Genomic DNA, 13,240 nt, shown 5'->3' on the forward strand with positions numbered 1-13,240 from the left:
TGTGCTGAAACTCGCCCTGTTCGATTGCGATGGCACGCTGGTTGACAGCCAGCATGCCATCATCGCCGCCATGGAGGCGGGGTTCGCCGCTCACGGCGTTATATCGCCGCCGCCCATGGCGGTGCGCCGCGTCGTCGGCCTGCCGCTGGTCGCTGCGGTTGCCCAACTGGCGCCCCTGCTGGATGCAAGCGCGCATGAGGCCATCGCCGAGGCCTACAAGGCGGCCTTTTACCACAACCGGCTGGCCGGCACCCATCCGGAACCGCTGTTCGATGGTGTGCTGGAAGCACTGGACAGGCTGGAGGCGGCGGGGTTCGCGCTGGGCATCGCCACGGGCAAGAGCCGGCGCGGGCTGGATGCCACCCTGGCCCATCACGGGCTTGCCCCGCGCTTCGTGACCTTGCAGACGAGCGACCGCGTGGCAGGCAAGCCCAGCCCCGACATGGTCCATGCCGCCCTGGCTGAAAGCGGGGCGGACGCAAGCGGCACGGTCGTGATCGGCGATACGAGTTTCGACATCCTGATGGCGCGCAATGCGCGTGTGCGGTCCGTCGGCGTGGCCTGGGGCTACCATGACGGGGCCGAACTGCTGGCGGCGGGGGCCGACCGGCTGGTGCATGATTATGCCGCCCTGCCCGACGCGGTGGCCGGCCTGTTGGACAAGGGTTGAAAAGGATGAAGCGCTTCTACAAGCAGGTCGATGTGGTTGCGGTCGAGGATGGATTCGGCATCGCCCTGGATGGCAAGCCCGTGCGCACGCCTGCCAAACTGCCGCTGACCGTGCCAACTCAGGCCCTGGCGGATGCCATCGCCGCCGAATGGACGGCGCAGGGGGAGGAGGTCAAACCCGCCACCATGCCCCTGACGCAATTGGCCAGCACCAGCATCGACGGCGTGCGCGGGCGGCTGGCCGACGTGGCCGCGGCATCCGCCGCCTATGGCGAAAGCGAACTGGTCTGCTACCGCGCGGAAGAGCCGGAAGAACTGGTGGAACGGCAGGCGAGGCTGTGGAACCCGCTGCTGGACTGGGCAGCCCGGCGCCATGACGCACACCTGTTGATCACAAGCGGCATCATCCACAGGCCCCAGCCCGAGGGGGCGCTGAAGGCCCTGGGGGCCGCCGTCGGCGAACTGGATGAATGGCGATTGACGGCGTTGCAGAACTGCATCGGCATCACGGGTTCCCTGTTGGTGTCGCTGGCCCTGGTCGACGGACATCTCACGCCCGAACAGGCCTTCGATCTGGCGCAACTGGACGAGAACTACCAGATCGAGAAATGGGGCGAGGATTGGGAGGCGGCCGACCGGCGCGCCGTGCAACGCAACGATTTGTCTTCAACCGTTCGGTTCCTGACATTGCTGCAATGAAGCAATAATTTTTGCACTGCGCAAAAGTTCAGGCAGCATTTTCCAATAAGGACAAACCTGTTACACACAGCCCGTTAGGTCGATGCGGCAACAGGTGACAGAAAATGCATGGTCAGGCTTTTGCGGCGGGGCGCGCGGTTTTGGGGCGGCTTGGAGGAGTATTTGGTTCCGCTGCCGAAGTTTTGCACCGCCGTCTCGGCAATGGCGCCCATCCCGACGGCGCGACCGTCGCGGCACTGCGCTCCCTGATTGCAGGTGAGTTGGAGAAGGCGGATGTTGCCCGTCTGGCCGGTGCCTATCGCGCGGCGGGCATGAGCCCCGCGGCGGCCAGTGCCGCTTTCATGGATGCGCAGGCGACAATGGTGGCCGCCATCATGCGGGCCAATCGCTGGCGCATCGGTGTCGCGGAACAGGAGGTGCGCGCGCTGGGCGGCATGCTTTCGGCCGCCCTTGACCGCCTGCTGGCGCCGCCCGCGCCGGTGGCGGCGGAGGCCGGCAAACCTGCGGCCGTTCCCACCGATCTGAAAGGCTTCGCGACCGGGCTGATGGACCGTACCGTCGATGTGGCCACCGCCATCAACGACGCCTCCATCGCCAATGCGGAAATGGTGGGGCAGTTGCGCGCCGTCGATGCCCAGGCGCAGGCCATCGCGGCGGCGACGGAGGAAACGGTTGCCGGCGTGAACGAGATTTCGGCCCGCAGTCAGGATGTGGCCCGTCTGGCATCGGAAGCACATGACGTGGCGGAAGGCGGGCGGCAGGCCGTGGCCAGCGCCGTCCGCGGCATGGATGCCATCGCTCAGGCCGTGGCCGACAGCGCGTCGCGCGTTTCCGAACTGTCCGAGGCGTCCGACCGCATCCAGGACATATTGGGCAGTATCGAGGCTATTGCCGCCCAGACCAACCTGCTGGCCCTGAACGCCACGATCGAGGCGGCAAGGGCGGGGGAGGCCGGCAAGGGCTTTGCCGTCGTGGCGTCGGAGGTCAAGTCCCTGGCCAACCAGACGGCCAAGGCGACGGAGGATATCCGCGCCCGCCTGTCCCATCTGCGCAATGAGATGGGCGCCATCGTCGGGTCCATGCAGGAGGGTACCCGTGCTGTGGCTGCGGGTCAGGACCAGATGCGGGACGTCTCCTCCCGAATCGACGACGTGACCCAGCGGGTGGACACCACCACGGAACGCATGGCGGAAATCGCGGCCATCCTGCAGCAGCAAACGGCGGCTGCCCAGGAAGTGGCGCATGGCGTGACCGACATCGCGGGCCGTGCCGCTTCCAACAGCCAGGCCATCATGCGCAATGTGGAAGCGACAAAGGGGGTGGAGGCCCTTCTGGGCCGGCAATTGTCCGACCTGATGAAGCAGGACATCCCCAACAAGATCGTGAAGATCGCCAAGGTCGACCACATCATGTGGAAGAAACGCCTGGCGGACATGGTGGTCGGGCTGCAGACGCTGCGGGCCGACGAACTGGCCCGCCATGATGCGTGCCGGTTGGGCAAATGGTATTACGGTGCGGCGTCGATGCCGCTGCGCTCCCACCCCGCCTATGCAGCGCTGGAAGCCCCGCACCGGTCGGTGCATGAACATGGCATCCGCGCCGTCGAACTGTTCAATGCCGGTGATCTGGACGGCGCGATGGCGGAAATTGCCGAGGTGGAGGCCGCGTCCGAACAGGTCGTGGCTCAACTGGACCGGTTGCAGAATGAGGCGGGTGACGCCGCCATTGCCATCGCCGCGGGCTTCTGAGGGGGGGGAAAGGGTTCGGGAGGGCGCACGCGCCCCGCCCCCTATCGGGGGATGACGACGGCGTGCAGGCGGGTCTTGGTGGCCAGCACATGGGCGTGCATCAGCCGCTGCGCCTCTGTGCTGTCCTCCCGCCGGATGGCGGCCAGCACCTCCTCGTGGTCCTGCTGAGAGCCCAGAATATGGGCCGGCGGGGTCGACGGGATTTGCCGGTGCCGCGGCGGGACACAGGCCGCCACGCTGGGGCACAGGCGTGCAGCATCGCCCAGCACGGGATAGATCAGGGTCATGCGCATGGCTGCGCGCAACACCTCGTTCCGGGATTCGAACAGGATGGCCCGATGGAACTGGAAATTGAGCTGATACCAGTCAAGCTCGATCTCTTCCGACCAGACGCCCCGATCGACAATCACCCGGCCCTGGCGCACGATTTCGGCCAGTTCGGCCAGCGCGTCCGCCTCCCAGCCGTGATCGACGGTCGTGCGCACGGCGATCCCTTCCAGGGACGCCCGCACATCGATGCTGTCGAACACATCGCCGATCGTGACGGGACGGACAGTATAACCGCGATTGACGCTGTAGCTGACAAGCCCCTCGGCCGACAGCACGGCCAGGGCGCTGCGAATGGGTGTGCGCGATACGTTCAGCAGCGTGGCCAGCGCTTCGGCCCGCAACTTGGTGTCCGGCGCGATCTTACCCGTCACGATCAGTTCGCGCAGGCGCGTCAGCACGGTATGGGTGGCCGGCTCCGTCCGCTGGTGATCGGTCAGGCTCTCATCCTGTTCAATATCGTCCGTGCTTGCCATTTCCGCCACCTGCCACTCCGCCCTGCGCCGCGAGCCACCTGGTTTCTTACACCAGCCGGGTGGCCGTCGTGCAACCCCGAATGATCAGCCGCCGGCCGGCAGCGGCAAGGTGTCCCGGCCGTCGGCAATCACGGTGCCGGGCGGGGGGGATTTGCCGTCCAGGATGGACACGACGCAGCGCGCCGCAACCAGATTGGTTCGGGCCAGTCCCTCATGCGTGGAGGCGGCGGCGTGCGGCGTGGCCACGACGTTCGGCAAGGCCAGCAGCGCCTCTGTGACGGGGCGCAGGGCGGGGTCGGCCTCGCTGGCGAACACGTCAAGCCCGGCACCGCCAAGATGGCCCGACCGCAGCGCATCCAGCAGGGCGGCGTCATCGACCAGACCACCCCGCGCGGTATTGATCAGGAAGGCACCCTTCTTCATGGCGGCAAGGGCCGAAGCGCCGATCAGGCCCTTCGTCCGCGGGGTCAGCGGCGCATGCAGGCTGACATAATCGCAACGGCGCAGAAGTTCGGGCAGGTCGGTATATTCGATGCCTGTCCGCTGCGCATAATCGGCATCGGGGCTGCTTGTATGGACCAGAACGCGGACATCGAAGCCCGACAGGCGACGCACGACGCTTCGGCCAATACGGCCCAGCCCCACCAGGCCGACCGTCTTCTCGCAAAGGTCCGAACCGGTCAGGATCGACCAGTCGCCGTCCAGCATGCCGGCCTGCGACTGGCGGAACCGCCGGCCCACGGCGATCATCAGCCCGATGGCATGATCGGCCACGGAGGCATCATTGCCGCCGGCGGCGATGGTCACGACCCGGCCCAGGCTGCGCGCCGCCTCCACATCCACGCGCTCATATCCCACCCCGCGGCGGGCGACCACCAGCAGGTCGGGCAATGCCGCCAGCAAGGCCCGCGTCACATGGGCGTGGCCGACGATCCAGCCCGCCGCACCCGTCAGCAGCCGGCGCAGTGTTTCCACATCCATATCGCCCTCGCCCATGCCAGGCGGCGGCGGGGCCAGTTCGACGGTGCATCCATGGGCACGCAGATAGGCCAGCGAACGATCATCAAAGAATCGCTGGGTGACGACGATCTTGCGGGGAGAAGCGGAAGCCATGTTGCACTCTGGTTTGTGGCGGGGTCATGGATGTTTATCCGTATTCTAAATATTTGCATCCAAAAAATGAAATAAGAAATTCATTGTTGCGTCGATATCGATGGTATCCCTGCCAGGGTCCACGGGCGTCGCGCGATCAGAGGCTGTGCGTGGAGAATGAGTGAAACCGGGGGCTGTTCAGCGGCCGGCAACCATGCTTGGCTTGCCGGACCCTTTATATCAAATTGCGATGAATGGACCTCATCGCAATCTGGTACGGCGGCGACCGCCGCCGCGCCGCTCGTGCGGTGTAGCCAAGCCAACGAATGTTGGCGCCGGTATTTGAGGGCGGTGATTAGAGCCAACAGGTTCTGATTACCGCAAGGCAGTATTAGGCTAGCAATCCAGTTGAACAAGGACGGTCGGACAACATGCATTATCCTGGCAAGAATGGCGGCGGGCCGCGTGGTGCGCGGCACCCTCGGGGGTGGGGCCGGACGTGGCGTTTCCTGCTGCTGGCGGCGGCGCTGGCGGTGCCCGCCATACCTGTGGCGGCCGACGGTGTGCCGCGCCCCTATGCCCCCGCGGCCCCAGGCGTGCGCGTGATCTATACCGGTGCGACCCTGATCGACGGACGTGGCGGACCGGCGCAGGCCGGCATGGCGATCATCACCGACGGTGAGCGCATCGTGGAGGTGCTGCCCGCCGCGAACCTGGACCCGGCCCGGCGTGCCGGGGCCGCCATCATCGATATCGATGGTGCCTTCGTCATTCCCGGTCTGATCGACAGCCACCAGCACATGGCGACCCCGCCCAACCGCCCCCGGGCCGAAGCGCAGATGCGCCGCGACCTGTTCGGTGGGATCACGGCCGTGCGCGACATGGCGGACGATCTGCGGGCCGTGAACGAATATGCACGGGCCGCACGGATGGGCGAGATACCGGGTCCCGACATCCTTGCCGGCGCCATCTTCGCGGGACCGGATTTCTTCGATGATCCCCGCACCGCCGCCGCAGCGGAAGGGGTGAAGCCGGGCAGCGCCCCATGGATGCGCGCCGTGGACGACGACACCGATCTGGCCGAGGCCGTGACACTGGCACGCGGCACGTCGGCCGTCGCGGTCAAGCTCTATGACAATCTGCGTCCGCAGGACGTGAAGCGCATCACGGCGGAAGCGCACCGGCAGGGGATGATGGTCTGGGCCCACGGCATGGTGTTCCCGACCCCGCCGGACGCCGTGGTGGCGGCCGGGGTCAATTCCATTTCACACACCTGTTACCTGGCCTATCAGATTTCCGACCCACGCCCGACGACCTACAAGGACCGCCGGCCTGTGGAAGCGGCGAAGCTGATCGGCGGCGACAATCCGGAGATGGCGAAGCTGTTCGGCGAGATGGCCACCAAGGGTATCCTGCTGGATGCCACCTTGTGGGTCTATCGCGAATATGACCGGCGGCTGGCGGCCAATCCCGACATGAAACCGCGCCCCCATTGCTCGCTGGATGTGGCGGCCGCCCTGACGGCACAGGCCTTGCGGGCGGGTGTGACGGTTGTGGCGGGCACCGACGGCGTGCCGCCGGCGGCCCATCCCTGGCCCGCCCTTCACGACGAATTGGAATTGCTTCACGACCGGGCTGGCATGTCGACCGCCGCCGTGATCCGCGCCGCCACGCTGGACGGTGCGCGGGCCATGGGGCAGGAAGCGGAAATGGGCTCTGTCGAGCCGGGCAAGCTGGCCAATTTCGTGGTGCTGGACAAGGACCCGCTGGCCGACCTGTCCAACCTGCGGACCCTGCGTTTCACTGTTAAGCGCGGGGCGCGCCTGGACCGCACCGACTATCGCCCGATCACCGCCGAGGAGATGCCGTGATGACGGATATCGCGCGCCGCCACCTGCTGCTGGCATCCGCAGCCACCTTCCTGTTGCCCGTCACGGCTGCACATGCCGCCGTGACGCCGATCGACGGCCCGGCCGGTGCCACGACGATCCGGGGCATGACCATCGTCAATACACTGGGCGGGATCGGCAATCCCAACGCCAGGCCTCCGGAGGATGCCCCGCGGGAGGTGCGTTACCGCATTGATGATCGGGCGGTCGCCGATGCCCGGCGGTCCGGGCTGACGGCCGTGAATGTCACGATCGGCTGGGTGGCCGGCCCCGACGAGCCGTTCGAATTCAGCGTCCGGCAAACGGCGGAAACCCTGGCCCAGGTGCGCGCCCAGCCGGAGGAACTGGCCCTGGTCCTGCGGGCCGGCGATATCGCCCGGGCCAAGGCGGAAAACCGGATCGGCATGATCCTGGGTTTCCAGAACGGGGCCATGTTCGGCGACGATGCCTCCCGCGTCGATATCTTCGCGGACATGGGCATCCGCGTCATGCAACTGACCTATAATGTGAAGAACCAGCTTGGTTCCGGCAGCATCATGCCGGAAGATCAGGGTCTGACCGATTTCGGCCGCGAGGTTCTGGCCCGGATCGAGCAGAATCGCGTGATGGTGGACCTCTCCCATTCCAACCGGCAGACCTGTCTGGACGCCATCCACGCATCCACGCGGCCGCTTTCCATCAACCATACGGGCTGCCGTGCCCTGGTGGACCTGCCGCGCAACAAGACCGACGCCGAAATGCGGGCTGTGGCGCAGAAGGGCGGCTTCGTCGGCATCTATTTCATGCCGTTCCTGGCGCGCAACCGTGTCGCCACCGCCAATGACGTGGTGGAGCATATCCTGCACGCCGTGAAGGTGGCGGGGGAGGACCATGTCGGCATCGGCACCGACGGGGGCATCACCAGCTATGACGACATGGATGCCTATATGGAGGAACTGCGCAAGGAAAATGCCGACCGCGTCGCCAAGGGCATCGCGGCGGCTGGGGAAACGGCCACGACGACACCCTTCATCATGGACCTGCGCGGTCCCGGGCAGTTCCAGAAGCTGGCCGACCTGCTGATGGCGCGGGGGTTGAAGACGGGGCAGGTGGAAAAGATCCTGGGCCGCAACTTCATCCGTTTCGCGCAAGATACCTGGGGATAAGGACCATACAATGCTGAAGATGACGATCGCGGTGCTGGCCACCGCCCTGCTGGCCACAACCGCTCTGGCAAAGGACGGCATCCGGTTCCATCAGGCCTGGCCGGGCGCGCCCTTCGCGGAATCCACGGAGGTGAACGGCATCCTCTACCTGTCGGGCCAGATCGGCAACGACGCCGACATGAAGCTGCCCGATGGCATGGAGGCGCAGGCCCGCCAGACCATGGAAAACATCAAGGCCGCAGTGGAGCGGCGAGGGCTGACCATGGATGATGTGTTCAAATGCACCGTCATGATGGCCGACATGGCGCAGTGGGGCGACTTCAACAAGATTTACGTCACCTATTTCAAGCCCGATCGCCTGCCGGCCCGGTCGGCCTTCGGCGCCAGCGGGCTGGCCCTGGGCGCGTTGCTGGAGGTGGAGTGCATGGCGAAGCTTCGCTGACGGGCACCCTCTTCAGTGATTGACGACGCATCAGGTCTGTTCCCGGGGCCACCCTGGGGGCGGACCTGACAGGTCATGCGCCGCGGGCCCCGGCGTCAGGCCGCCCACAGGGCGCGATAGGCCTGTTCCAGCCGGCGCGTGAAGCCCGCCGCATCGCACAGCGGGGACTGCCGGAACCGGTCGCGCAGTTCCTGGCGCAGGGTGGCCAGGGCCGGGGGATCGCCGGCCAGGGCGGTGGCCTTGGCCACGAAATCCGCCGGATCGGCTGCCACCAGCCGGTCTTCCAGTCCCAGCGCCCGCAAGAATCCCTGGCCGATCCGCCCTGCCCAGCGGTCACCATGCAGGGTCAGGGTGGGCACCCCCATCCACAGGGCCTCCGCCGTTGTGGTTCCGCCTCCGAATGGCACGGTATCCAGCACGATATCGACCATGTCGTAGCTTTTCAGATATTCCGACCTGACAGCCGCCCCCTCGATCCGCAGCCGGTTGGGTGCCACGCCCTGGGCCATGAATTGATCGCGCAGGCCCCGTCGCACGCCGATATCACCAAACTGCCGGCCCTTCACCAGAAGCCGGGCGTTGGGAATGGCCAGCAATGTCCGTGACCAGAGATGGACCGTGTCCGGCGTGATCTTGGCCCGGTTGTGAAAGGACCCGAAGGTCAGGCTGCCCGTATTCAGCAATGGGGACGGGGCCACCGGCGGCGCTTCTTCAGGCGGGGTGAAGCATAGATAGCTGCCCGGCAGGTGCCAGACCTTCTCGGTGAAGAAGCGGCTTTCCGCCGGCGGCAGCACGGTTTCGTCGGCGATCACCCAATCCATCTGCGGCAGACCCGTCGTGCCGAAATAACCAAGCCAGGTGACCTGTACCGGTGCCGGCCGGCGGGCAAACAGTGGCAGCCGGTTGCGATCGGTGTGGCCGGACAGGTCGACCAGGATGTCGATCCCGTCCTGCCGCACGCGGGCAGCCGCCGCATCGTCATCCATCGCTGCGATATCGACCCATCCATCGGCTGCGGCCCGCAGCCGATCGGTCAGCCCGTCATACCGGTCGTTGTTGCAATAGCATGTGATATGCACCTGCCGCCTGTCATGGCTGGCCAGGACGCTTTCCAGGAAATAGCCCACAGGGTGGCTTTTGAAATCGCCGGAGATGTAGCCGATGCGCAGCACACGGCCATCGGCCGCGGCCGGGCGGGGTGGAAGGGGGGTGGTTTGCATTGCCCCCGGCACCTGGCGTGCTGCCCAACCCTGTGCGGCGGCCAGGAAATCCGCATTGCCCTGGCTGGTTGCGTAATGCAGGGCCATCTGCAAATTGCTGTCAGCCGCCCGGTTCCCGGGATGACCAGCCAGTACATGCCGGTAGCGGGCGATGGCCCCGTCCAGATCGCCCATTTCCTTTTCCAGGTTGGCCAGATTGGTCTGTGTCACCGGGTCTTGGCGGAAATGAAGTGCCGTTGCCATCGACGCCGCGGCTTCCCCCAGCCTGCCCGTCGCCTGGAGCGCGCTTCCCAGGTTGGCATGAACCTCTGCCATGTCGGGTTTGCACCGGATGGCCTGGCTGAAACTGGCAATGGCATCGTCCAGCCGTCCCACTTCCATCAGCAGCACCCCCAGGTCGGAATGGGCGGGCGCCAGGGCCGGGTCCAGGTCCAGGGCCAGGTGATAGGCGTCCCCCGCTTCCTGTGGGCGGCGCATCCGGTGCAACAGATTGCCCCGGGCCAGATGCAGGCTGGCATCATCCGGCAGCAGGCTGGTTGCCTGGGTCAGCGCTTCCAGCGCTTCCGGCAGCCGGCCGGCCTGCCGCAGCACCAGCCCCAGATTGTGATGGAAGGCCGCAGCCTTCGGCGCAAGGGCCAGTGCCCGGCGGATATGAGTGGCAGCCGCTTCATATTCGCCTTTCTCTCCCAGCAGCACACCCAGCAGGTGGTGGGCGTCTGCATGGCCGGGTTCGCGCGCCAGGATTGCACGATATTGCCGTTCGGCCCTGTCCCGTCGACCCTGACGATGATGGGCAAGCGCGTCGGACAGGTCGGCGCGGGGAGAGGGGGGCATGCTGGTTCCTCAAGACTCCGGACATGCACGCTACCTTAGGACTTGTTAGCCGCAATCTCCACAACCCTGTTCCCATTCAGCCTCTTCCCACACAGGCCGGCATCTATGGCTGTGGGGCGGCGGTCAGCGCTGCCAGGGGGACCCGCGTCACCTGCACATCTTCCTTGTTGGTCGTATAGGCGACATGGAGATGACCGTTCCAGACAATGCTCTTGGGATAATGGTAACCGGGGCGCTTGTAGCGGCCTTCAAAGCGCAGCGGTTGCAGGTCATCGCCGCCGCGCAGCAGGAAGGCACGATCGAAATGCCGGCCATTCCCGCCAAGGGTGACGGTCAGCGGTATGCGCACACGGCTGTCATTGGGGGCGTTGACCAGATAGGCCGTGCCATCGGGCAGGTTTCCCGCACTCTGCTTCGACCGGGAATCGGGCATGCCGGTCAGCACCGGCAGGGTCCAGCTTTCACCCCGGTCACAGCTTTCCGACGCCAGTTGCCGGAAGCTTTCGCCCTGGTCGCGGAATACCATGACGGCACAGCCATCGGCACGCATGAACAGGCTGGGTTCCAGTTCGCGGCTGACCTTGCCGTCATGGGGCAGGTTCTCCATCCGGCCGCGCGTCCAGCCGCCGATGGCCAGCGGATCGTCGGTATGGAAGGGAGCGACGATCATGCCCGGCCGCAGGTGAAAGGCCGTGACGATGCGGCCATCGGGCAGGTGGTGGGGGTCCTGCTCGATGATACCCTCCACGGGCTGGCCATCCCGGCCCATCACCCGCTTTGGCGGGGACCAGTGGGTTCCGTCGCTGCTGACGCTGTATTCGGCATAGCCGCCATCGCCCGACTGGAATCCGGTGGGCCAGACATTGATGAAAGCGACCAGCACATTGCCGTCCGTCCACCAGCCACCGTTGGACCGCATCTGGGTCGCGGTGTCACCGCGTGGCGACAGGATGGCGGGCGGTGCCCAGTTTTCCCCGTCCGGACTGTGGCTATAGGCAACCCACGTGTCGGCCGTGTCCTCGTCCCGTTCGGACACCTGCCATTGTGCATAAAGCCGTCCCTTGAAGCCGATCAGCACCGCGCCATTGTGGAATTTGTCGCTGTCCTCATCCGGTGCGAAGATCGTGAAGGTTTGTGTGCCCGGCGCCGGTTCCAGCCCCAGATCCCCCGGCCTGGATGGATCGAACAGGCCGGGAGCCACCGTGAAGGGTGCATCCGCATCAGCCGGGGCTGCCAGAAGGCTCCCCGACAGCAACATGGCCATTGCCAGACATGTCCTGATCGAAATGGAAAGCATGATGATCCCCTGCCGGATTCTGTTTATTCTGCAGGGGATGGTAACCGGTGTCAGATGAGATTGTCACCCCCCAACCCGGCGGCGCAGGTTGCCGACGGTCTGCGGCGATACGCCGACACGCCGGGCGATTTCCCGGTCGGGCAGGGCAGCCATCACCGGATCGGACAGGATGCGCATCACCTCTTCCCGCCTTTCCGATGCCGTGCGGAAATGGGTCGGCTGGCCGGTGGCAGCGGTGTGATCATCGTCGGTGCCGGTTACCCGCTTGCCGGCCAGATGGCGCAGGTCGGCCAGGATCGCCGCTTCCAGCCAGCTTCCCCGGCCGCTATGCGCCCGCCAATATTCGGCCCTGGCCAGGGCATCCTGGATGGTGACGGCGCGCAGCCCATGTTCGACCAGCCGCCGGATGACGATGGCGCGGGCATAGGCAGGCAGGTCCAGATGGCCGGCGGGATCGGCATATTCGTCCAGGATGGGGGCGGCATCGCTTGTATCCTCGCGCATCAGCGCGATCTCCTGCCCGCGCCGTTCCCAATATTCCAGTTCGGCGATGGCTCCGGCCACCGTGGTCGGCAGGGAATAGGCCGTCTCCACGGCCCGGCGGATTTCCGGCGGCATATGGCGCGGCAGGCTGCTGCGCGTCCAGCCCGACAGGCTGCGCGTCCAGCGCTCGTTTGGGGCATCCTGAGCCTGGGACCAGCGGGCCACGGCGGCCCGCAGCAGCTTTTCGCGCGAGCAGGGGGCAAGCACGGCCGCACGGCCCCCATGGCGGAACAACACCGATTGCAGGTCCGGTGCCGCATGGCGGCGCATGCGGGGCCGGGCATCCGCCGGGGTGGCGGCCGGTGCCGGGGGCGGGGGTGGTGCCGGTGGGGGCGGGGCGGCGGCAGCCGACGGGGCAAGGCTGGATTCCATCAGCATGGTGGCCAGATCGGCCAGCCGTTTTCCATCGCGCGCCAGAAGCCGTCGCGCGCTTTGTACGGCTGCGGCAACTTCGCCCTCGTTAGAGCTGTCGACGAGCGCCAGCACCTTGCCCAGCTTCACCAGATCCAGCATCTGCATCGTCCATATTGGACGGTCAGGATAGCAGGCCACCCTGACTTGTCCAGTTTGGACGCTTTAGCCCTTTGATGAGAAAGACCGCCCACCCGGCGCAGCAAACTGATCGGTCGAATCGCGATCATCGGTCCGGCGGACAATCGCGCGCTTGATGTCTGGCAACGTCAGGTGGATGGCCATGCATAAAATGCCAGGCATTGCCATGCCGGCGATAAGGTTCGCAAACGCATTGTCATGACTTTGTCAACACTGGCCATCCGACTATCGGGACATGTCCGGTCGGACGTCCCGGCCTGTGCAATATTGACAGGACTCGGGATTGACCAAAGGCGATCGGGCATTT

11 protein-coding genes are annotated in these 13,240 nt (G+C 66.0%); 6 read left to right on the forward strand and 5 right to left on the reverse strand.

Features of this window, described 5'->3' with window-relative positions; translation table 11 throughout:
• Position 1 precedes the first annotated feature (1 nt).
• From ABC728_RS22875 to ABC728_RS22885, 3 genes are all read left to right on the forward strand, one after another.
• Entirely contained in the window at positions 2-670 is a 669-nt protein-coding gene (locus ABC728_RS22875) for an HAD-IA family hydrolase (RefSeq protein WP_416620414.1), read from the forward strand.
• Between the two features lie 5 nt (positions 671-675).
• Positions 676-1,368: an ATP12 family chaperone protein gene (locus ABC728_RS22880; RefSeq protein ID WP_416620413.1), complete on the forward strand. Its 693-nt coding sequence runs from the start codon at positions 676-678 to the stop codon at positions 1,366-1,368.
• A 182-nt stretch (positions 1,369-1,550) separates the two neighbouring features.
• Positions 1,551-3,116 carry a methyl-accepting chemotaxis protein gene (locus ABC728_RS22885; protein ID WP_416620412.1) on the forward strand — a complete coding sequence of 522 codons (1,566 nt, stop codon included), beginning with the start codon at positions 1,551-1,553 and terminating at the stop codon, positions 3,114-3,116.
• A 41-nt stretch (positions 3,117-3,157) separates the two neighbouring features.
• Here ABC728_RS22885 and ABC728_RS22890 read toward each other — a convergent pair whose 3' ends face one another.
• A complete protein-coding gene (locus ABC728_RS22890) occupies positions 3,158-3,919 on the reverse strand; it encodes a GntR family transcriptional regulator (RefSeq protein ID WP_416620411.1) in 762 nt (253 codons plus the stop codon).
• Positions 3,920-4,003: 84 nt separating this feature from the next.
• Complete coding sequence (locus tag ABC728_RS22895) at positions 4,004-5,032, reverse strand: phosphoglycerate dehydrogenase (protein WP_416620410.1); 1,029 nt, start codon at positions 5,030-5,032, stop codon at positions 4,004-4,006.
• A gap of 410 nt (positions 5,033-5,442) precedes the next feature.
• Here ABC728_RS22895 and ABC728_RS22900 point away from each other — a divergent pair, with 410 nt between their 5' ends.
• The 3 genes from ABC728_RS22900 to ABC728_RS22910 are packed head-to-tail and all read left to right on the forward strand — an operon-like array spanning position 5,443 to position 8,487.
• The gene (locus tag ABC728_RS22900; RefSeq protein WP_416620409.1) at positions 5,443-6,882 is read left to right on the forward strand and encodes an amidohydrolase family protein; all 1,440 of its coding nucleotides are present in this window, start codon (positions 5,443-5,445) and stop codon (positions 6,880-6,882) included.
• Positions 6,882-8,045, forward strand: coding sequence for a dipeptidase (locus ABC728_RS22905; protein ID WP_416620408.1), 1,164 nt, complete (start codon positions 6,882-6,884; stop codon positions 8,043-8,045). The genes ABC728_RS22900 and ABC728_RS22905 overlap by 1 nt, the downstream gene beginning before the upstream one ends.
• A gap of 10 nt (positions 8,046-8,055) precedes the next feature.
• Positions 8,056-8,487 carry a RidA family protein gene (locus ABC728_RS22910; protein ID WP_416620407.1) on the forward strand — a complete coding sequence of 144 codons (432 nt, stop codon included), beginning with the start codon at positions 8,056-8,058 and terminating at the stop codon, positions 8,485-8,487.
• A gap of 95 nt (positions 8,488-8,582) precedes the next feature.
• On the opposite strand, the gene ABC728_RS22915 is transcribed toward ABC728_RS22910, so the two are convergent.
• The 3 genes from ABC728_RS22915 to ABC728_RS22925 form a co-directional block, all read right to left on the reverse strand.
• Positions 8,583-10,541: an O-linked N-acetylglucosamine transferase, SPINDLY family protein gene (locus tag ABC728_RS22915; protein ID WP_416620406.1), complete on the reverse strand. Its 1,959-nt coding sequence runs from the start codon at positions 10,539-10,541 to the stop codon at positions 8,583-8,585.
• A gap of 103 nt (positions 10,542-10,644) precedes the next feature.
• Positions 10,645-11,805: a sialidase family protein gene (locus tag ABC728_RS22920; protein ID WP_416620405.1), complete on the reverse strand. Its 1,161-nt coding sequence runs from the start codon at positions 11,803-11,805 to the stop codon at positions 10,645-10,647.
• 96 nt (positions 11,806-11,901) lie between these two features.
• On the reverse strand, positions 11,902-12,894 hold the full coding sequence (locus tag ABC728_RS22925) for a hypothetical protein (RefSeq protein ID WP_416620404.1): 993 nt from the start codon (positions 12,892-12,894) through the stop codon (positions 11,902-11,904).
• Between the last annotated feature and the right edge of the window lie 346 nt (positions 12,895-13,240).

The sequence above is a fragment of the Niveispirillum fermenti genome, from assembly GCF_052474395.1.

Coding starts and splice junctions, on each gene's coding strand:
- ABC728_RS22925 (WP_416620404.1), bottom strand. CDS start 12,894: ATGCTGGATCTGGTGAAGCTGGGCAAGGTGCTGGCGCTCGTCGACAGC.
- ABC728_RS22880 (WP_416620413.1), top strand. CDS start 676: ATGAAGCGCTTCTACAAGCAGGTCGATGTGGTTGCGGTCGAGGATGGA.
- ABC728_RS22890 (WP_416620411.1), bottom strand. CDS start 3,919: ATGGCAAGCACGGACGATATTGAACAGGATGAGAGCCTGACCGATCAC.
- ABC728_RS22905 (WP_416620408.1), top strand. CDS start 6,882: ATGACGGATATCGCGCGCCGCCACCTGCTGCTGGCATCCGCAGCCACC.
- ABC728_RS22915 (WP_416620406.1), bottom strand. CDS start 10,541: ATGCCCCCCTCTCCCCGCGCCGACCTGTCCGACGCGCTTGCCCATCAT.
- ABC728_RS22895 (WP_416620410.1), bottom strand. CDS start 5,032: ATGGCTTCCGCTTCTCCCCGCAAGATCGTCGTCACCCAGCGATTCTTT.
- ABC728_RS22910 (WP_416620407.1), top strand. CDS start 8,056: ATGCTGAAGATGACGATCGCGGTGCTGGCCACCGCCCTGCTGGCCACA.
- ABC728_RS22920 (WP_416620405.1), bottom strand. CDS start 11,805: ATGGCCATGTTGCTGTCGGGGAGCCTTCTGGCAGCCCCGGCTGATGCG.
- ABC728_RS22900 (WP_416620409.1), top strand. CDS start 5,443: ATGCATTATCCTGGCAAGAATGGCGGCGGGCCGCGTGGTGCGCGGCAC.